Source organism: Psychroserpens sp. AS72, from assembly GCF_038900375.1.
Taxonomy (GTDB): domain Bacteria; phylum Bacteroidota; class Bacteroidia; order Flavobacteriales; family Flavobacteriaceae; genus Psychroserpens.
On sequence record NZ_JBBMRC010000002.1, the window covers coordinates 183,264 to 203,206 of the forward strand.

At 32.1% G+C, this 19,943-nt stretch carries 20 protein-coding genes; 12 read left to right on the forward strand and 8 right to left on the reverse strand.

From position 1 onward, the window contains the following. Nucleotides 1-3: 3 nt before the first annotated feature. Nucleotides 4-234, forward strand: coding sequence for a hypothetical protein (locus WNY78_RS04365; protein WP_342871968.1), 231 nt, complete (start codon nt 4-6; stop codon nt 232-234). A 45-nt stretch (nt 235-279) separates the two neighbouring features. On the opposite strand, the gene WNY78_RS04370 is transcribed toward WNY78_RS04365, so the two are convergent. Together WNY78_RS04370 and WNY78_RS04375 are read right to left on the reverse strand one after the other, a co-directional pair. Beyond that, nucleotides 280-1,080, reverse strand: a complete 801-nt coding sequence (locus WNY78_RS04370) for a lysophospholipid acyltransferase family protein (protein ID WP_342871969.1) — start codon at nt 1,078-1,080, stop codon at nt 280-282. 47 nt (nt 1,081-1,127) lie between these two features. After that, nucleotides 1,128-1,769, reverse strand: coding sequence for a CoA pyrophosphatase (locus WNY78_RS04375; RefSeq protein WP_342871970.1), 642 nt, complete (start codon nt 1,767-1,769; stop codon nt 1,128-1,130). A gap of 6 nt (nt 1,770-1,775) precedes the next feature. Between WNY78_RS04375 and WNY78_RS04380 the strand changes: the two genes are divergently transcribed. From WNY78_RS04380 to WNY78_RS04390, 3 genes are all read left to right on the forward strand, one after another. Continuing rightward, nucleotides 1,776-2,483 (forward strand): peptidylprolyl isomerase, encoded by a 708-nt coding sequence (locus tag WNY78_RS04380; protein ID WP_342871971.1) that lies wholly within the window; start codon nt 1,776-1,778, stop codon nt 2,481-2,483. Nucleotides 2,484-2,629: 146 nt separating this feature from the next. Continuing rightward, nucleotides 2,630-4,786 carry a M3 family metallopeptidase gene (locus tag WNY78_RS04385; RefSeq protein ID WP_342871972.1) on the forward strand — a complete coding sequence of 719 codons (2,157 nt, stop codon included), beginning with the start codon at nt 2,630-2,632 and terminating at the stop codon, nt 4,784-4,786. A gap of 107 nt (nt 4,787-4,893) precedes the next feature. Then, nucleotides 4,894-5,403 carry a TlpA disulfide reductase family protein gene (locus WNY78_RS04390; RefSeq protein WP_342871973.1) on the forward strand — a complete coding sequence of 170 codons (510 nt, stop codon included), beginning with the start codon at nt 4,894-4,896 and terminating at the stop codon, nt 5,401-5,403. A gap of 150 nt (nt 5,404-5,553) precedes the next feature. Here the strand turns inward: WNY78_RS04390 and WNY78_RS04395 are convergent, their stop codons facing one another. Together WNY78_RS04395 and WNY78_RS04400 are read right to left on the reverse strand one after the other, a co-directional pair. Further along, nucleotides 5,554-6,168, reverse strand: coding sequence for a trimeric intracellular cation channel family protein (locus WNY78_RS04395; protein ID WP_342871974.1), 615 nt, complete (start codon nt 6,166-6,168; stop codon nt 5,554-5,556). A 93-nt stretch (nt 6,169-6,261) separates the two neighbouring features. Then, nucleotides 6,262-7,023, reverse strand: a complete 762-nt coding sequence (locus WNY78_RS04400) for an RDD family protein (protein WP_342871975.1) — start codon at nt 7,021-7,023, stop codon at nt 6,262-6,264. Nucleotides 7,024-7,046: 23 nt separating this feature from the next. On the opposite strand from WNY78_RS04400, the gene WNY78_RS04405 reads away from it, so the two are divergent. From WNY78_RS04405 to WNY78_RS04430, 6 genes are all read left to right on the forward strand, one after another. Beyond that, the gene (locus WNY78_RS04405; protein ID WP_342871976.1) at nt 7,047-8,024 is read left to right on the forward strand and encodes a stage II sporulation protein M; all 978 of its coding nucleotides are present in this window, start codon (nt 7,047-7,049) and stop codon (nt 8,022-8,024) included. After that, entirely contained in the window at nt 8,011-8,952 is a 942-nt protein-coding gene (locus tag WNY78_RS04410; protein WP_342871977.1) for a hypothetical protein, read from the forward strand. Before WNY78_RS04405 ends, WNY78_RS04410 begins: the two co-directional genes overlap by 14 nt. Further along, the gene (locus WNY78_RS04415; protein WP_342871978.1) at nt 8,945-9,703 is read left to right on the forward strand and encodes a DUF4129 domain-containing protein; all 759 of its coding nucleotides are present in this window, start codon (nt 8,945-8,947) and stop codon (nt 9,701-9,703) included. Before WNY78_RS04410 ends, WNY78_RS04415 begins: the two co-directional genes overlap by 8 nt. Further along, nucleotides 9,700-10,896 (forward strand): DUF4350 domain-containing protein, encoded by a 1,197-nt coding sequence (locus WNY78_RS04420; protein ID WP_342871979.1) that lies wholly within the window; start codon nt 9,700-9,702, stop codon nt 10,894-10,896. Before WNY78_RS04415 ends, WNY78_RS04420 begins: the two co-directional genes overlap by 4 nt. 3 nt (nt 10,897-10,899) lie before the next feature. Then, nucleotides 10,900-12,003 carry a MoxR family ATPase gene (locus tag WNY78_RS04425; protein WP_342871980.1) on the forward strand — a complete coding sequence of 368 codons (1,104 nt, stop codon included), beginning with the start codon at nt 10,900-10,902 and terminating at the stop codon, nt 12,001-12,003. Between the two features lie 117 nt (nt 12,004-12,120). Then, nucleotides 12,121-13,452, forward strand: coding sequence for a DUF58 domain-containing protein (locus tag WNY78_RS04430; protein ID WP_342871981.1), 1,332 nt, complete (start codon nt 12,121-12,123; stop codon nt 13,450-13,452). Nucleotides 13,453-13,493: 41 nt separating this feature from the next. On the opposite strand, the gene WNY78_RS04435 is transcribed toward WNY78_RS04430, so the two are convergent. Beyond that, entirely contained in the window at nt 13,494-14,171 is a 678-nt protein-coding gene (locus WNY78_RS04435; RefSeq protein ID WP_342871982.1) for a class I SAM-dependent methyltransferase, read from the reverse strand. Between the two features lie 225 nt (nt 14,172-14,396). Next, complete coding sequence (locus WNY78_RS04440; RefSeq protein ID WP_342871983.1) at nt 14,397-15,284, reverse strand: hypothetical protein; 888 nt, start codon at nt 15,282-15,284, stop codon at nt 14,397-14,399. Between the two features lie 181 nt (nt 15,285-15,465). Here WNY78_RS04440 and WNY78_RS04445 point away from each other — a divergent pair, with 181 nt between their 5' ends. Next, a complete protein-coding gene (locus WNY78_RS04445; protein ID WP_342871984.1) occupies nt 15,466-15,954 on the forward strand; it encodes an ATP-binding protein in 489 nt (162 codons plus the stop codon). Between the two features lie 163 nt (nt 15,955-16,117). Next, a complete protein-coding gene (locus WNY78_RS04450; RefSeq protein ID WP_342871985.1) occupies nt 16,118-16,585 on the forward strand; it encodes a DUF2141 domain-containing protein in 468 nt (155 codons plus the stop codon). Between the two features lie 89 nt (nt 16,586-16,674). Here the strand turns inward: WNY78_RS04450 and WNY78_RS04455 are convergent, their stop codons facing one another. Continuing rightward, complete coding sequence (locus tag WNY78_RS04455) at nt 16,675-18,933, reverse strand: TonB-dependent receptor (RefSeq protein ID WP_342871986.1); 2,259 nt, start codon at nt 18,931-18,933, stop codon at nt 16,675-16,677. Between the two features lie 38 nt (nt 18,934-18,971). Further along, nucleotides 18,972-19,910 (reverse strand): FecR family protein, encoded by a 939-nt coding sequence (locus WNY78_RS04460; protein WP_342871987.1) that lies wholly within the window; start codon nt 19,908-19,910, stop codon nt 18,972-18,974. Nucleotides 19,911-19,943: the final 33 nt, after the last annotated feature.

The following is a 19,943-nucleotide window of genomic DNA, read 5'->3' on the forward strand; positions in this document are numbered from 1 at the left end:
AAAATGGAACTATATTCAGGTATTTTATATTATCCTATTGGTTGGATCTACTTGTGGATTAGATATCGAAATAAAGAAAAAATCAAATCTATTCTTGCCGAAAAATATGAAGACAGCTATCATAATGCTGGAGCACAACTCGTTCTATCTACATTTGGCAAATTGCTTTTCGCACTTTTATTATTGATGTTATTGACAGTAATTGGACGAGCTATATATGAGGTTTTTACTTAATGACATCCTTAACTTCATCCTACCATTGAACACTGCTCACTAAATCTACCAATCTCGCAACTCACGATTTAATCGCTCTTTTTCTTCTAATTCTTCCTGCGGAATTACTTTTAAAAATGAAGGATGTTGCTCAATTGCATATTCAATCTTTTCTACAATAGAATCTACAGATTCATTTTCATAATCTATATCTAATGGCTCTTTAATTTCAAAAGTTTGAAACACATTTTTCTTCTTTACACGCAATCCTTTTTTATCAAACGAACGTCTAAAACCATCAATAACAATTGGTACAACGATAGGCTTATAACGTCTTATAATATGAGCTGTTCCTTTTCTAATAGGTTTAAATGGTGTTGTTGTTCCCTGCGGAAATGTAATAACCCAACCATCTTCTAAAGCTTTTCCAATACTAGAAATATCACTCATTTTAACTTGGCGATTGACATCTTTACCTTCAGATCTCCAAGTACGTTCAATACTTATAGAGCCAACATACGCCAAAATCTTTGGCAATAAACCAGACTTCATAGTTTCTTTGGCTGCAACATAATAAATGTTGAGTTTAGGATTCCAGAGGTATCCAATATTTTTTATAGAATCTTCACGATTACTTAAACTCGCATTAAACACATGAAACATTGAAATCACATCTGCGAAATAGGTTTGATGATTAGAAATAAAAAGCACGTTATTATCCGGAAGGTTTTTGATAATTTCTGAACCTTCAATCTGAAGCTCATTGAAGCCTCTAAATCTACGATGTGTTAGAGCACCCAAGATTCTGATTAACCATTTCTTTACAAAAAGTATATGCCCAAAAGGGTTTCTTTTAAATAATCCCATTCATTTTTATTTGTTAAGCGAAAAACAAACTTACAAAAAACAATATTTTATAGTACCAATTTTAACAAGTCTTTTAATTCACTTAGCATCATCGCTGTCGCTCCCCAAACCACATGACCATTAAGTGTAAATGCCGGCACTTCTAATTCTACTTGCATTGAGGTCATTAGACCTACTTCGACTTCATTAGAGTCATCTAAAAAATGAGATAGTGACACTTCTATCAGGTCTTCAACTTCTTCATCTTGTTTAATAAAATGTGGTGTTTTATTAGTTATTCCAATGTATGGAGAGACTGTAAAATTACTTGGCGGAATATATAATTTTGTCATCGCCTTTAATACTTCAACATCTTTAATTGGCACACCAACCTCTTCATATGTTTCACGCAATGCTGTATATTCCAAATCTGGATCATCAATTTCAAATCGTCCACCAGGAAAACCAACTTGAGCAGAATGCACACCTTTGTACGTTTTTCTCAAAATTAAAATTAAATAGGTTTCTCCAGCTTTATTAGGATAAAACAAAGCCATAACACCAGCTTGTTTGGCATGTTTCATCTTTGCTTTATTAGCCTCAATAAGCTCTTCTCGAAAAGGAGGTGACATTTTAAATTGCGAGTCTTCTCCAGGAAGCTTAATATTTTTTATTTTTGATGCAGATTTTATGAACGTTTCAAAATTCATTCCTTTATGCGGATTTTTATAGTATTGGTAATATGCTTAGTAGTTTTCAATTGTGAAGATAAACAATCTCAAAAGAAAACACCTACGCAAACTATAGATTCTACTCAGGTTAATAAAGATGTTGATATTAAGGAAGTTGATACAATTTCCGAAGTCAATAAAGAAGAATTCCTATTAAACGACAAAAATGTAATGGAGTTTTTTCTCCAATATGACAAAGAACATAAAGAGAAAAAGGTTCGTATTGTCACCGATTTTGGAAACATTGATATTGAGTTGTTTGAGGAAACAAAATTCCATCGCTCTAACTTCATTTACCTCGCAAAAAAAGGGTATTTCAATGACACACAGTTTTATAGAGTGATAGAAAATTATATCATTCAAGGTGGAAGTACAGACAATCGAGACGTGATGAAAAAACGACGTTATATAGGCAAATACCTATTACCAACAGACACAAAACGTGGGTTTCATCATGATCGTGGTGTGATTTCTATGCCAAGTAGCGATATAGAAAACCCATATAAACTCGCCTCTCCTTATGAGTTTTTCATCATGCTAAAAGATGTGCACGAACTGGATGGCGATTATACAATCTTCGGAAAAGTAACTAGCGGTTTAGATGTCGCTGATAAAATTGCAAACGTCGAAACCGATGATGCAGATTGGCCTTTGAAGAATGTGTACATCCGTCGTGTTGAGATTCTTGATTAGTGTTGGGACTTTAGCTTTTGGTTCTTCTGTCTTCTGTCTTCTGTCTTCTTTCTTCTGTCTTCTGTCAAATAAATTAACAAAACCACAACAGCCAACTCCATCATTTTTAACTATATTGAAACTCACAAAATCAATACAAAAATTCAATGATTTCAAAATCCCTAAAAGCTGTATTTGTTTGCAGCATCGTTCTATTTTCTAGTTGTAAGGACGATAAAAATTCCGAAGAAAAAATAGCTATGACTGATACCGAAAATGTATTACTCCAAGAATGGACTGGTCCATACCAAGGACTTCCTGCATTTGACAAAATGAAAGTAAGCGATATTAAAGAAGCTGTCGAAATTGGAATGGAACTTGGTCTCAAAGACATTGATAACATTGCAAATATTAAAGAAGCACCAACTTTTGAAAACACAATTGTGCCTTTAGAAGCTTCGGCAGATAAATTAAATCATGTGTTTACATACTACGGAATTTTAAGTAGTAATATGTCGTCACCAGAATTTAGAGAAATTCAAGGGGAATTAGCACCAAAATTATCAGACTACAGTTCAAAAATATCGCAAAACGAAAAATTATTTCAACGTGTGAAAGCGGTTTATGAGGCATCACAAAAAAATCCGTTACCAGCAGATCAACAACGTGTTCTAGAACTAACTTACAAAGGCTTTGAGATGAATGGTGCTAATCTTTCCGAAGAAAAAAAAGAACGCTACGCAGCCATCAACAAAGAACTATCATCCCTATACACCGATTTTTCTAACAACGTGCTTCATGATGAAGAGAATTATGTAACCTATTTAAATAAAAACCAATTAGGTGGTTTATCTGAGTCTTTTATTAAATCTGCTGCCAAAATTGCGACAGATAAAGGACAAGATGGTAAATATGCGATTACAAATTCGAGATCATCAATGGATCCTTTTCTAACCTATTCTACTGAACGTGCACTTAGAAAAATTGTGTGGACTAATTATTATTCTAGAGGTGATAATGGAGACGAATATGATAATAACCAGATTATTGCAGACATATTAAAACTGCGTAAAGAACGTGTAGGTTTAATGGGTTATGATAATTATGCACAATGGAGACTCCAAGATCGTATGGCAAAAACTCCAGAAAATGCCATGGATTTAATGATGGCTGTTTGGCCTGCTGCTATTGCAAGAGTGGATGAGGAAGTAGCAGATATGCAAGCTATTGCTGATGCTAATAAAGACAAAATTAAAATTGAACCTTGGGATTATCGCTACTATGCCGAAAAAGTGCGTCAAAAAAAATATGATTTAGATAGTGATGAAGTTAAACAATATTTACAATTAGATAAATTAACTGAAGCCATGTTTTATGTCGCTGGTCGTTTATTTAATTACAAATTTACTCCTGTTGAAAAAGAAAATATTCCAGTATTTCATGAAGATGTAAAAGTTTGGGAAGTATCTGATAAAGATTCTGGAAAACACATCGGACTTTGGTATTTAGATCCTTATGCGCGAGAAGGTAAACGTTCTGGTGCTTGGGCTACAACGTACAGAAGTTACACATCATATAAAGGTGAAACCAATGTATTGGCTTCAAACAATTCTAATTTTGTAAAGCCTGCTCCTGGAGAATCAGTTTTAGTCTCTTGGGATGATGCGACCACATTTTTTCATGAATTTGGTCATGCACTACATTTCTTTTCTAGTAACGTAAAATATCCAACTTTAAATGGAGGCGTGAGAGATTATACAGAGTTCCAATCGCAATTATTAGAACGTTGGCTATCTACAGATGAAGTGATTAATCAATTTTTAGTACATCATGAAACAGGTGAGCCAATTCCTGCAACATTAGTAGAAAAAATCAAAAAAGCATCAACATTTAATCAAGGTTTTGGCACTACAGAATATTTAGCATCTGCACTAATGGATATGAAATTGCATCTTGCAGATCCTACAAATATTGATATCGACAAATTTGAGCGTGAAACTTTAGCCGAATTAAAAATGCCTAGCGAATTACCAATGCGTCATAGAACACCACAATTTGGTCATGTATTTTCTGGAGAAGGTTACGCAACTGCATATTACGGTTATATGTGGGCAGATGTGTTGACAAGTGATGCTTCTGAAGCATTTAAAGAAGCTCCAGGTGGATTTTACGATAAAGACGTTGCAGATAAATTAGTGAAATATTTATTTGCGCCTAGAAACTCTATGGATCCTGCAGAAGCGTATCGCCTTTTTAGAGGTCGTGATGCTAAAATAGAAGCATTAATGCGTGATCGTGGGTTTCCTGTTCCTACAGAAAAGTAAATCTTAATTATTATTCTATTTAAAACCTCTTAGCTATAGATGTCTATAATTAAGAGGTTTTTTCTTATTTTTATTTCTGAAATTTTAAACACCCAAAACCTACATCCATGAAAAATACTTTAGTCGTAATACTTTTTTTATTCAGTTTTACACTTTTCGCTCAAGCCGACAGAGGTTCAATACTGAAAGAAAAAGACAAAGCTGCAAATTTCACTGTAGACATGTTAGATGGAACATCAATTACATTATCTGATTTAAAAGGAAAAGTGGTACTCGTCAATTTTTGGGCAACATGGTGTGGACCATGTTTAATGGAGTTCAAAGAAATTCCGAAGGAAATATTAGAGCGTTTTGCAGATGATGATTTTGTTTTTATCCCTATATCTAGAGGAGAAAACAAGTTTTTAGTTGAACAAAAAATGGAAAACCTTAAGAAAAAAGGTATTGATTTTAATGTTGGACTTGATCCTACAAAAGAAATTTGGGATCAATTTGCTACAAAATACATCCCTAAAAATTACTTAATTGATAAAGATGGTGTGATTAGATATATTTCTACAGGCTATTCTGAGGATAGTATGGAGACGCTTGTCAAGGAGATTAAGAAATTATTGTAAGTTTTAGCTTGACCTGAATTATGCTATATTAATTAGTCTAGGTTTGTCATTCTTGCGAAAGCAAGAATCTTAATTGAATAAATCTATGGATTCCTGCCTTCGTAGGAATGACAGTTTATACAATTATTGCTTAATTAAATTAATACTAAATCACTCAACTTCCTTTTTATACAAACTGGGCAAGCTAATCTTAAACTTAACTGCAATCAATCGTATTACAATCACGACGATAATAGCAATGACAAAGATTAAATTGGTATCTGCCATAAATTTCCGAAGTAAAAAATAGGTCAAACCTCCAAGAATACAAGCAGTTGCATATACTTCTTTTCTGAAAATCACAGGGATTTCATTACATAAAATATCACGAATCACACCTCCAAAACAGGCTGTCATAGTTCCAAGTGCAATGCAAATTATTGGGTGAAGACCTGCAACTAAACCGGTTTCTATTCCTACAACAGTGTATAATCCAATCCCAATAGTATCAAACAAAAAGAGAGAAGTTCTTAAATAGTTTATTTTTTTCCGAAGTATAATTGTGAAAATAGTTGTTCCAATGATAACATATACATACGTCATGTTTCGCATCCAAGATACTGGTTCAACTCCTATCATTACGTCTCTCAACGTACCTCCTCCTACTGCAGTTACAAAAGCAATAATGAGCACACCAAAAGGATCCATCCTTTTATTGAGAGCTACTAAAACTCCAGAAATAGCAAAAGCAATAGTTCCTAAAATATCTATGATTTGAAAAAACATGAGATGTTTACTTTTTTGGCAAAGGTAATCTTCAAAATTGGGATATCATACAGCAAAATCAGTATTTATTGACCTAGAAAAAATAGGCTAAATTTAAAACGTCTTGGTATCAAAACTACCTTGCGTATAATAGTTGTAATCCTTTAAAATAGTATCAATAAACTCCAAATCGCTACCATTAAAATCTTTGATTTCAACAACCTGAACGATTTTAGTCCGTAATTTAATAAGCGTTTCATAGTCTCTCGCAGCTTTTGCTCTAACAAATGTATCTTTAATGATACGTGCATCATTATCTGATAATTTAATCACATTAGGATAGGTTGGTTTGTAGCTGTCTTCTAATTCTTCTAAAATAGTATGACTAATATTCACATTATTTTTAAGCGTAATTACAGATGTTCCTGCTGTCATATCTCCCAAACGCTGACTTTTTTTACTTGTCACAATAGCAATTAATGCAACAATACCAGACATCATATTTAAATCTATAATTCTAAAAAACCAACGTACTAAGTAATCTGCGAGAGCTGCTTGATAACCATCAATTTTAACCACTTTAATTTTCATGATACGTTTACCAATAGTTTGACCATCAAGAAAGGTTTCAAAAATTAGTGAGTAAAATACAACAGGTAAATAAAAAGATACAATAATGGCAATTCTAGACCAATCATCCATACCATCAATAAGATCGTCAATGTTAAACAAATTAAACATTATTTGGTAGGTCACGACAGCATAAGCAATTTTTATAATCAAATCAATTATGTATGCCAAGATACGTTCACCAACACTTGCTGCGATGAAATTTATATTGACGTTTTGTGTCGTATTTATTTGTAACTCTACCATTAATTGCTTTAATTTGAATACCTATGAGAGAAGTTGCTTTTATTAAACAAAATAAAGAAAAATGGCTCAATTTTGAAAAAGCTATTTTTGGGAAAACCCTAAAAAATCCTGATGAATTAGCATCACTTTATATTCAGTTAGTAAATGATCTCTCATATGCTCAAACTTACTATCCCAAAAGTAAAACAATTCTTTATTTAAACAACTTAGCAGCCAAAGCATTTCAAAAAATTTATAAAACTAAGAGAGAAGACACGAATAGATTTCTTCATTTTTGGAAGATTGAAGTGCCTTTAATCGTCTATGAATACAGACGTTACGTGCTTTATGCATTTATCATTTTTTTAAGTTTTGTTGGGATTGGCGCACTATCAGCAGCTCATGATGATTCATTTGTGAGATTGATTTTAGGAGACGAATACGTTAACATGAGTTTAGAAAACATAGAAGCAGGTGATCCTGTTGCTGTTTATAAAAGCGGAAGTAATTGGGGAAGTTTCATTGGCATTACACTCAACAACCTTTATGTTGGCATTAAATCCTTTATTTATGGTGTTTTTGGCGGACTAGGAACTGGATTAGTCATGTTATATAATGGTATTATGGTTGGAGCATTTCAATACTTTTTCTACAAAGAAGGTGTTCTTTGGGAAAGTGTTCGAGGGATTTGGATTCATGGATCTATGGAAATCTTCGCGATAGTTATTGAAGGTGCTGCTGGACTCATATTAGGTGCTAGTATTTTATTTCCTAAAACATATTCTAGAATGACCTCTTTTAAAATGGGAGTGAAAAATGGCGTGAAAATTTTAATAAGCACGTTCCCTTTCACTATTGCTGCAGGATTTTTAGAAGGTTATGTGACGAGATATTCTAATTCAATGCCTAATTGGCTATCTGTTGGGATAATTTTAGTAACACTTAGCCTTATTTCATATTATTATTTAATTTACCCATTTATACTAAACAGAAAATTAAAAAACCTACATGCAGTTATATAAATCTAGAGACTTTGGAGAATACTTCCAAGATACGTTTGCTTTTTTAAAGCAAAACGGAAAACACTTGTTTAAGCACTTTTTTATTATCAACGGAATTTTCCTGTTAATACTCATCGTCATAGGTTACTTCTTTAGTAAGTTTTATACAGATATTATTTTTGGTGGTATGATGAATGGTAACACTTCTGTTATTGACGACTACATGAATCAAAATTCTGGTGTCTTTATATTACTAATTTTCGTATTTATAATAATAGGCTTATTAGCTGCAATGATATCGTATTCTTATGTTCCCATTTATTTGAAACTTTACAATCAACACGATGGTAAAGATTTCACAGCAACAGATATTATAAACAGTTACAAAGCCAATATTGGCAAAATTTTAATCTTTTTACTTTGTGGTATCGTTGTCTTTTTCCCAGTAGCAATAGGAGCTGGTGTTCTACTTTTTGTACTCGCTATTACAATTATTGGTATTCTTGGCTGGCCTTTGGTTATTGGTGCTTTTAGTTTATTTTATCAAGGCACACTTATAGAATATCTTGACGGAAAACGTGGTATTTGGGAAAGTTTTGGATATTCTTGGAAAATGATGGGTTCTAAATTTTGGGCAGCAATAGGATGTGTTGGTCTCTTCTTCTTGATGAGTTATATCGCACAAAATGTCATAGCAATGATTCCTTATATTTTTGGTATGGTTGATATTTTTACAAGCATAGAAACCAATACTTCTCCAGACCCAATGGCAATTCAAAAAACGATGACTGTGATGATGATCGCCATTTTTCTATTAACATTTTTAGTGAGTAGCATTCTAAATGTCATCCTACAACTCAATCAAGGTGTCGTGTATTACAGTCTTAAAGAAGACAATGAAAATATCAATACAAAGAGTGATATTGATCTAATTGGATCTAGTGAGTAGATTGTTATACTTACATATCGTCCTTTTTTTCTTCGGAATATCATTACATGCAAACGCAATAAATATTGATGTTACAACATCTTTGCAAACCATGCAAGATTCTGTGTATGTCGATGTAGAACCTATTGATAATCGAGAATTTGAAAACCTCAAAGACAAATATGATAGTAGTGAATTTGTCTATGAACGTACTGTAGAAAATTCTGGATGGTGGACACGTTTTAAACAATGGTTATCAGATTTGTTTAATGATTTGTTTGATTTCAATAGCGATGCAAAAGCTGCAAACTTCACAGATATTGCTTTAAAGATTTTTTATGTGGTCATTTTCCTGCTGGTCGTTTTCTTTATAGTGAAGGCCATTATAAATAAAGAAGGTAATTGGGTCTTCGGAAAATCTAGCGATAAGTCTATTATTCCTGTTACAGATATTGAGAATAATATTTACGAAACCGATTTTAAATCACTCATCGCAGAAGCCGAAAAAGAAAACAACTACAGACTAGCAATCAGATATTATTATTTGTGGTTATTGAAGACGCTTTCCGAAGCCGAAATCATAGATTATGATGTAGAAAAAACCAACAGTGATTACTATTTAGAAATCAAAAACAAAGACACAAAAGAAGAATTTTCATATACCTCATACCTTTATAATTACATCTGGTATGGTGAGTTTGATATTGATGACACTCAATTTGAAAAGGCTAAAAAAGCATTTACTCAATTTTTAAACACAGTTAAGAAATGAGTAGAACATTAAAAATATATGTCGGAATTTTAATACTGCTTTTTGTTGGAATAATCGCCATAGAGTTCTCTACACCTGCTCCTGTAAACTGGCAAAAGACCTACAACGAAACACATAAAACACCTTACGGAACATTTATTTTTTACAATGAGCTAACTAATTTGTTCCCAGACAGTGAAGTACATGAAATTAAAGTAACACCTTACGAGTATTTTGACGAATATTACTCTTGGGAAGATAGCACATACACAACCACTGGAACATATGTTGTAATTGATGAATACCCACATTTAGACAACACATCTGCTCAAGAATTATTAGATTTCGCATCTCATGGAAACGATATATTTATATCAAGTAATTACTTTCCAGATCGTCTTTTAGACTCTTTAGGCTTTAACACAAAAAATGAATATACATTTAAAGGCAAAGCACAATTTTCATTTACAAATCCTGTTTTTGAACGTGATTCTATTTCCGTAGAAAAAGGATTAAACAATATATATTTCTCTGAAATTGATACCTTAAACACAACGGTTTTAGGACATCAAAAATTTGATGATGTGACCTATACTAATTTTATAGAAGTACCTTGGGGAAGTGGATATTTTTACTTGCATTTACAACCTGTAGCTTTCACAAACTATCACATGCTTAAAAAAGATAACCACAAATATGCGTCTAGTGTGATGTCTTATCTTATGGATGATACGATCTTTTTTGACTCTAGAAACAAATCTGTCAAAGAATTAGGAAGCTCACCAATGCGATTTGTTTTAAGTCAGCCAGCACTTCGTTGGGCTTGGTATTTAGCATTGATTACAATTGTATTGTTCATGATTTTTAATGCTAAACGAAGACAACGTATCGTTGAAATTAAAGAGCCATTAAAAAACACAACAGTAGATTTCACCAAAACAATTGGTAATTTGTATTACGAAACAAAAGACCACAACAATTTAATAGAGAAAAAAATTACGTATTTCCTAGAGTATATAAGACGTGTCTATTATTTAGACACTCAAATACTAGATGAAAAATTTGTAAAAAATCTGTCTTTAAAATCTGGAAAAGACAAAGATGATGTTAAAAAATTAATTAACCAGATTGTACATTTAAAAGCCAAAACACATTGTAATGAAGGTGATTTATTACGATTAAACAAAGCGATTGAAGATTTTTATACCACATAAATTATGGAACATTTAGACGACAACAAAAACGAAGATTTAACTCCAAAGACAGATCAGTTTGATGAGTCATTATTAGGAGACACTAATGCAACAGATACTCCTGAAGCTTTACCAAATTTAGACACTACAGTTAGTGATCTCAGTTTTACAAACCGAATAGACTTAAGTGAACTTCAAGAAGGTATCGCGTTAATAAAAAACGAGATTAGTAAAGTTATTGTAGGTCAAAAAGGAATGATAGATATGCTCATCGCATCTATTCTTGCAAATGGTCATTCACTTATTGAAGGTGTTCCTGGAGTTGCTAAAACAATATCTGCTAAGTTGCTTGCTAAATCATTAGATGTTGGTTTTAGTAGAATTCAATTTACTCCAGATTTAATGCCTAGTGATATTTTGGGTACGTCTGTATTTAATATGAAAAACTCAGAGTTTGACTTTAAACAAGGTCCGATTTTTTCAAACATGATTCTTATTGATGAGATCAACAGAGCTCCTGCAAAAACGCAAGCTGCTTTATTTGAGGTCATGGAAGAACGCCAAGTCACTATAGATGGTGGTAAGTATAAAATGGAGTTGCCTTTTATAGTGCTTGCAACTCAAAACCCTGTCGAACAAGAAGGTACATATCGTTTGCCAGAAGCACAATTAGACCGTTTCTTGTTTAAAATAGATATCGATTACCCAAATATTGATGAGGAAGTAGAGATCTTAAATCGAGAACAAAATTTACAAGGAAAAGGCAAAACAGATCAAGTTACTGCGCATTTAAGTGCTGAGAAGATTAACAAATTTCAAACTTTAGTTGAGCAAATCAAAATCGAATCACATCTCATCAAATACATTGCAGATATGATTGTGAATACTCGTAACAATCCGTTTTTATATTTAGGTGCTTCTCCAAGAGCATCGATTGCCATATTAAAAGCAAGTAAAGCATTTGCTGCAATGGACGGACGAGATTTTGTGACTCCAGAAGACATTAAACGCTCTGCAATACCAGTGTTACAACATCGTGTGATTGTGACACCAGAACGCGAAATGGAAGGTGTGACAACCAAACAAATTATTAAGCAGATTATTGAAGCTGTTGAGATTCCTAGGTAAATTAATTTCAGTCGCAGTCGCAGTTAATAGTAGATTTGGCATACTAGAAATATAGATAGATTAAAATTGAATTAACAGAACAGTTCAACAGTAAACAAAGACACAAATACACATTTTTTGAAACGAATAAAACCATTTTTTCTCCAAAACAGATTCTTCTATGCTTGCATAGCCATTATGGTATTGTTTGTTTTGAGTTTTATTTTCCCAAGAGGGTTTGCGATTGTTAAATTGCTTGTTTTGTTGTTGGTTACGCTTACGGTTTTAGATACTATCATTCTGTTTGTTGCCAAAAACGGAGCTAAAGGTCAGCGAGTGTTGCCAGAGAAATTCTCAAATGGTGATGAAAATCCGGTGAATCTAATCATCAAAAATTACTACACTTTCAATGTAAATGTGACGATTATTGATGAAATACCAGAGCAGTTTCAAGTTAGAGATTTTAGTATAGAACGAAAACTAGAGGCTTCAAGTTCTTCGGAAATAGAATACAAATTACGTCCTGTAGAACGTGGTGAGTATCACTTCGGAAAGTTGAACATCTATGTGACTTCTGTCTTCGGACTTATTTCGAGACGGTTCATTTCCGAAGATAATGCAATGGTACCAACCTACCCTAGTTTTATGCAATTGCGTAAATATGATTTGATGGCTATTAGTAATAATTTGCATCAATATGGGATTAAGAAAATCCGAAAAATTGGTCATACCATGGAGTTTGAGCAAATTAAAGATTACGTATTGGGTGATGATTTACGAACGATAAACTGGAAAGCAACTGCAAAGCGAAACCAATTGATGGTGAATCAGTTTCAGGATGAAAAATCACAACCTGTCTACTCTATCATTGATAAAGGTCGTGTAATGAAAATGCCTTTTGACGGATTAACACTACTCGATTATGCCATCAATGCATCGTTAGTGATATCTAATGTGGCTTTAAAAAAACAAGATAAAGCTGGTATTCTAGCGTTCTCTAAGAAAGTAGAAAATATTGTTGTTGCAGAGCGTCGCACCTCTCAAATGAACCTCATTTTAGAAACGCTCTATAATGTGAGTACTGATTTTTATGAAAGTGATTACAGTAGGCTTTACGCAGATGTAAAGCGTAATATCACACAACGTAGTTTAATGCTTCTTTATACTAATTTTGAAACTTTAGACAGCTTGCATAGACAATTGCCTTACTTAAAAGGAATTGCAAAAAGTCACTTGCTCGTTGTGATTTTCTTTAAAAATACAGAGCTTAATAACCTCATCACCGAAAAAGCCGAAACCGTACAGCAAGCCTACGATAAAGTTATTGCAGAGAAATTTGCTTTCGAGAAACGACTGATTGTCAACGAACTTCAAAAATATGGCATCCAATCGATTTTGACGTCGCCTCAAGATTTAACTATTGATACCATCAATAAATACTTAGAAATTAAGGCTAGAGGATTGTTGTAAACACTTTTACTCTCAAGCCAGACAACACAACACTATCTTTTTCAGACAACGGTATATAAGGTTGTCACAATGATACCTTTACTATCATCTAGAGTAATTGAAGATAGAATGCTTTCTTTTTTAATCTTAAAGTTAAATGGTGAAGCCAAAATTTGAATACCACTTTGTTTTTTTAATCTAATGCCTTGCCCAGAAATAATATCAATATTGGGTATAAAATCTCCAACTGGCAAGTGCTCTGTGAGTATCACATATTTAAAATTAAATAGCTTACTTAAAATGTTTTGTGTTTCAGAATTAGAGAGATGCTGTAACACTTGTCTCAATAATACACAATCTCCAATTGGCAAATCATCTACAGCTATATCCAAACATTTAAACTCTAAATTATCTCCAATGAATTTTTCTGTATTATGCGTTATGAGGTTTGGAACGATATCTACAGCAATATATTTCTTAGTGTGTTTTACCAACGTTTTACCTACATTAAAATCTCCACAACCCAAATCACAAACCACGAGTGGGCTTTTAAATGAGGTTAAAAAAGATGTAACAGCCTCTAAATATGGATTTACAATCTTAGGATGATGAGATCCTTCACCAGAATAAAACGGAGTACTATTTTCTCCCCAAAGCTTCCTATCGTAAACCTGTTCCATCGCCTTTTTTGTTGGCCATGGTGTTTTTTTGGTTTTCGATTCTCTTTTTGTGTTACTCATAAATAGGCAGTAAATGTTTGGCATAACGGCTCCGTATATGAAAAGTAACGCCAAAAATAAGCGGTTTCTTTTCGGATAAACACAAGCCGAATTTTTAAATTTTACTTTTATTTTTTATTGGAAATCGTCAAATTTAAAAATTTGGCGACATTCCAAAAATGCCTAAACCAATGTGATAGCAATGACTTACGCTATTTTTCATATACATTGTTGGCAACTTGGCTGTCATTCAATTCCGTATTTTTTAATTATCTCAATTCGTGTTTTTTCATCTGCAATTTTAACACCTGCTTGAGAACCAAAGATTTGATATTCATATTTCTCCCAGCATACTCTGTCAATAAGCATTTTAAGTGTTGTCATACTTATTTCATTATTTTTAACCGCCTCTTGGATAACTGGCAAATATTTTTCCATCATCTCCACGTTTGAATGTTGAATTACTTTCCACATAACATTATTTAGCTTTTTGCCAGTCGCAGAGGTGCCTAGATATGACTTATATTTATTGTAAAGCGAGTCAATGATTTTTTGATTTTTCTTATCAAGTTCTGATTGTTTTGATATATTATTTGCATAATCAGAATTACGGAATTTTTTATCGTCTAGATCAACTTGATTAATAAGTTGAATCAATTTTAAATCATATCCGTATTTATTAGAATAAACAATAGGGTTTAAAGGTTCTACAGTGTCTAATTTTTTCATACACTTTTGTTCCTCTTTTTTATAAAGATCAGGTATGTCCTCACTAAAATGATTTGGAACGTCTTTAAAAGATTTGAAATATTCACATACACCTTTAGATTTAGTGGCTTTCTTAAAAACTATTTCAATATTTTCTTTACTTTCATTTAATGTGCTAAACGCTGTTGCAATATTCCAATAGTGGGTTACGTTGTAATTTTTAATGTCATTTTTCAATTTTTTTCTTGTCTGAGATAATATCATTTCTGCATAATCAAAGTTTTCTTTTGATACTATATCTTTTTGAATAGCTTCATATTTTAGAAATTCAGTGTCAAAGTTCATTTCTGTTAATACTATTTTATTCGATTGCGCTCCAGCGTTAAAAGTCAAAAGAGCTAAAATTATAAAGAATAAGTTCTTCATCTGTGTGTTTTTTATGTTTGTTGCCTACTATCAAATATAATCAATCGGATTAATATAACTTATGGTGAGAGTTTCTTCGGAAATATCTACTGAGTTCATTTTGTTTTATTAATTTAGATGTCATCAGATACGATACAACAACTATTAAAAGCTCAATTACAACTAACAATACAACACAATCATGATTCACCTTATCGTAGGAAACACAGGGTCTGGAAAAACCACTTACGCTAACCAATTAAAAGAAAAAACGAACGGAATTATTTTTTCAATTGATACTTGGAATAACACCTTATTTCTTCCTGATAAAAAACCAACAGATGGTCTTGATTGGTTTCTAGAAAGAATTGACAGAGCTGAAAGCATCATTTTAAATTTAGTTAAGCAGTTAGAACACTCAAAGACAGATGCTATTCTGGATTTAGGGCTTTCAAAATTTGAACATCGCGAGAAATTTAGACGGTTTGCCAAACTGAATGATTTTGAGCTACAACTTCATTTTTTAGATATTTCAAAAGAAACACGCTTTAATAGAGTGATGAAAAGAAATGAAAATAAAGGTGAGACTTTTGAATTTGAAGTTAGTAAAGACAACTTTGATTTTATGGAAACTTGGTTTGAGACACCTACAATAGAAGAGATGAAAGAAGGGATCTTAATCACTAAATAATGCTATAATAAATACAATGTCTGATTTTTTAAGGTTGAAAAATATGTCTTTTTTACATTTCAGTCATAAAAAAATACAATTGGGTAACTCTCTTTTCATAATGGTGTGGTTTCGTTGGATATTTGAATCATCAATAACAAACAAACCATTAAAACCACATATTATGAAATCAACGATTCACGAACTCAAAAAGGAAAATAGAAAAAGTTTGAGTAAAACTTTATTCTTAACAATCGCATTAACAATCATCTCAACTTTAGGATTTGCACAAGAGACAAAAGGTCAAACTATTACAGTAACTATTGAAAACGCAAAAAGCGACGATGGTAAAATAGTTTTAGCTTTAAATACTGAAGATACTTTTATGAAAAAGCAACCCATACAAAGTGCTTCGGCAGATATTAAAGATGGAAAAGCAACTGTAACTTTTGAAAATATTAAGCCAGGAGACTACGCTATTATTGCTTTACATGACTTAAATGGAAACCAAAGCATGGATTTTGAAGCTAATGGAATGCCTAAAGAATCTTTTGGAACATCAAACAACCCAAGAAGTTTTGGACCTCCAAATTATGAAGATGCTAAATTTAATGTCGCTAAAGAAGACTTAGAATTATCAATACGCTTCTAATCTTCCTTTACTATATAAAAATTATAGAAACACATCAATCAATCAAAAAAAAAAGAGCCTCATAACGAGGTTCTTTTTTTATTAAATATCTACCAATACAATCTAAACATGAGATTAGGCGTAAAGCCGATTGAAAATTTATCAATGGTTTCTATATCGCCATTAATATCATTATTACCACGATATTCTCTACTAATAAAATTAGTTTTATTGTACACATTTCGAATTGACAAACCAACTTTAGCTCTCAGCTTTCTATCTTTTGAAAACTTAAATTTATACGTACTAGAGAGATCTAATCTGTGATAATCTGGCAATCGTTTTGTGTTTATCCCATCATTAAACTCTAAACCATCGTCTCCAGATGTAGATTCTGTATAAGGTTTTCCTGTTTGCCATCTCCAACCTAATGCTACTTGAAAATTTGATAACTTATAACTCAATGAGGTAGAAAATGCATGTCTCACATTAGACCTAGACGTAAAATAATCATCATCATTGATATTGTCATATTTGCTTTTAGAATTATTAAACGAATAACTCAACCACGTATTAAAACCATTAAAACGTTTTCTCAAAAACAAATCTACACCATAAATATGCTGCTCTCCTAAATTAAAATTGCTGTTTTCTGGATTTAAAAAACCTAATGACAAGGCAGTAATATGATCTAATTTTTTATAGTAATTATCTATATCAATCGTCCAACCCTTATTTGTATAAATAAATCCTGCGGAAATTTGCTTACTATTAATTATTGGGAATTCTTCACCATTTGCTAAACGCCAAACTCTATTTTCTAATGATAAATCGCTAATTATAGTTTCATCAATTTCACTAATAATTTGATTTTTTACTTCTGCGGAAATTTGAAGTTTCACATGTTTAAAGAGGTTTTTGTAGAGTAATAATCGAGGTTCAAATCTAAACGCTTCTAATTCTTGAAAATACGTAGCTCTTCCTCCTACTTCAACATCAAACAGTTTTGGGTTTTTGTATCCATAATTTGCATACACACTATGTGTTTGAACTACCGTTTTGTCTTCATCTAAAACAAACTGAAGATTCGTTGTATTCAAAAACGCAAAAGCAACATCCTTTAAAACGTACTGATAACCAAAGGTTGCTCTGTTTTTCTTGTTTATTTCCAAATCAAATTCCGTAGATATACCAGAATCAAAAATGATGTTACGCTTTTCAAAATCTGACGTTTGATCACCACCTTCCGAAGTCAAAAAATTATAATTGAGTTTATATTCTGAAAAATATGCAGAGGTATATTGTTTTAAATTAATGTTCCATTTTTTTGTCCAACCCAATCCATAACCTGTATTATTAATAGACATGCGATCATTAAAAGTCGTTAAGGTTTCTGAATCGTTAACCGTATAGTCCAATGTATTATCAATAGAAATTATACTAGCAAACATGGTGTTATTTGCATTTGGTTTATAATTCATTTTAATGTTATAATCCAAAAAGCTAAAGTCATTATTAGGGTTGTCTCCATTTTTAATCTTAGTGCTTTCAAATACTTTGTCTGCCAGTTTGTTGAAGGTAAACGATTGATATGTATTTGCATAACTTGACCTAATAGATGCTTGTATAGCTAACTTATTTTCAATTATTGGCGCTTCAAAATAGGCATCAACGTTTATACCATTAAAACCTAATTGTGCTTTAAATTCATCGTCTATTTTGGTAGTAGTTGTCATAGAAATTACGCTTGACACACGTTCTCCATATCTTGGATTTGAACCCTTATTTATAAAATTGACTTTTTTTGTAGCGTTAGGATTAAAAGGTGAAATCATCCCAAAGAGATGACCTTTGTGATACATATTAATACCATCCCAAATTAATCTATTCTGGTCCATCTTACCACCTCTAACTAAAAAACCAGAGGCTGTTTCATTTGGACTAACAACTCCTGGTAGTAATTGAATACTTTCTAAAATATCTGGTTCTGTGAGTCCAGGTAAAATCCCTAAACTTGCTGGACTAATTTGATAGGATGCATCTTTATTTTTAGTAATACCTTTTGTGAGGTAGCTATTTATAATTATTTTTTCTAACTCTTGAATATTAGAATTAAGCTTTGATGCATTGACCACGATATACCGATTTGCAATAACATCAAAATCTAATTTAGTTTTCTTTTTTATAGCATCTAACAACTCTTGTAATGATCTCTTTTCTTTATTTAACGTGATTTTTATTCCTACTATATTATCATCCTGAAAAGAAAATCTAACATTGTAAACATCTTCAATTTTTTCAAAAGCAATATCTAGATTAGTATCATTGAAAGACATATAATATTTAGCCTCTTCTTGCGAAAAGGCCAAAAACGGTAGAATTAACAAAATGTTGATAATCAATTTCTTCACTTCGTGCTCAAATAGATGTTTCCTTTTTCTTTTTCAATGTATCGTATTTGTAAAGAGTTAAACACTGTTTTTAATGCAATATTTAAATCCTTATGAGTAAAACTACCAGTATATATTAAGTTGCTATTAATCTCTTTAGCTTCAATTGTAATATTGTATTGTGATTCTAATTTTGCAATTACATATTTTAATGGCACACTTTTAAATGTGCTTTCACCATGTATCCATGAAGGGTTAGTATCTGCTGTATCCCATTGCTCTGCTTCATAACCATTAATTCTTCTAACAGAATTTGTAGGTAATAATATATATGTTTCTTTATTTGTTGTGACACTCACTTTACCCTCAAAACAGCTTACTGCAAATAAATCGCTATATGAGTTGACATTAAATTGTGTCCCTAAAACGGTTACGTTACCATTATCTGTTACTACAGTGAATGTGCTGCCTTTTTTAACTTTAAAATACCCTTCGCCTTTAAGACTAAGTGTTCTATTAGTTTCCCAGTTATCTTTATCATAAGTTAAGGTAGATTTGGAGTTTAAGATAACTTCAGAACCATCTAAAAGCGCAATTGTTTTTTGTTCTCCATAATTGGTTTCTATAGTAACTATATCATCTCCAAGGATAAAAAACAATCCAAACAACAAAACAACAGATGCAGCAATACTTAATAACCAACTATTTGAATTTAACTGTCGCACCTTACCTTTTTCTTGTCTTTTGCTTTTAGATATATGATCCTGTATTTTCACAAAAGAAGCATCTGTTGATGATTCTAAAACGTCATACATATCAATACCTTTTCTGATTTTTAAAAACGCGTTATAATCAGCTTCAGACACAAGTGCTCTAAGCTCATCGTCAGAGAGTTCTGCCTCTAACCATTTTGCTAAAAACGTATCATTATTGTTATGTGATTTTTCTTCTTTCATGATTTTCTACTATTAATACAACTACATTACATA

Coding starts and splice junctions, on each gene's coding strand:
- WNY78_RS04410 (WP_342871977.1), top strand. CDS start 8,011: ATGCAGTTATATAAATCTAGAGACTTTGGAGAATACTTCCAAGATACG.
- WNY78_RS04395 (WP_342871974.1), bottom strand. CDS start 6,168: ATGTTTTTTCAAATCATAGATATTTTAGGAACTATTGCTTTTGCTATT.
- WNY78_RS04450 (WP_342871985.1), top strand. CDS start 16,118: ATGAAATCAACGATTCACGAACTCAAAAAGGAAAATAGAAAAAGTTTG.
- WNY78_RS04370 (WP_342871969.1), bottom strand. CDS start 1,080: ATGGGATTATTTAAAAGAAACCCTTTTGGGCATATACTTTTTGTAAAG.
- WNY78_RS04440 (WP_342871983.1), bottom strand. CDS start 15,284: ATGAAGAACTTATTCTTTATAATTTTAGCTCTTTTGACTTTTAACGCT.
- WNY78_RS04380 (WP_342871971.1), top strand. CDS start 1,776: ATGCGGATTTTTATAGTATTGGTAATATGCTTAGTAGTTTTCAATTGT.
- WNY78_RS04445 (WP_342871984.1), top strand. CDS start 15,466: ATGATTCACCTTATCGTAGGAAACACAGGGTCTGGAAAAACCACTTAC.
- WNY78_RS04425 (WP_342871980.1), top strand. CDS start 10,900: ATGGAACATTTAGACGACAACAAAAACGAAGATTTAACTCCAAAGACA.
- WNY78_RS04375 (WP_342871970.1), bottom strand. CDS start 1,769: ATGAATTTTGAAACGTTCATAAAATCTGCATCAAAAATAAAAAATATT.
- WNY78_RS04405 (WP_342871976.1), top strand. CDS start 7,047: ATGAGAGAAGTTGCTTTTATTAAACAAAATAAAGAAAAATGGCTCAAT.
- WNY78_RS04400 (WP_342871975.1), bottom strand. CDS start 7,023: ATGGTAGAGTTACAAATAAATACGACACAAAACGTCAATATAAATTTC.
- WNY78_RS04365 (WP_342871968.1), top strand. CDS start 4: ATGGAACTATATTCAGGTATTTTATATTATCCTATTGGTTGGATCTAC.
- WNY78_RS04390 (WP_342871973.1), top strand. CDS start 4,894: ATGAAAAATACTTTAGTCGTAATACTTTTTTTATTCAGTTTTACACTT.
- WNY78_RS04460 (WP_342871987.1), bottom strand. CDS start 19,910: ATGAAAGAAGAAAAATCACATAACAATAATGATACGTTTTTAGCAAAA.
- WNY78_RS04420 (WP_342871979.1), top strand. CDS start 9,700: ATGAGTAGAACATTAAAAATATATGTCGGAATTTTAATACTGCTTTTT.
- WNY78_RS04385 (WP_342871972.1), top strand. CDS start 2,630: ATGATTTCAAAATCCCTAAAAGCTGTATTTGTTTGCAGCATCGTTCTA.
- WNY78_RS04435 (WP_342871982.1), bottom strand. CDS start 14,171: ATGAGTAACACAAAAAGAGAATCGAAAACCAAAAAAACACCATGGCCA.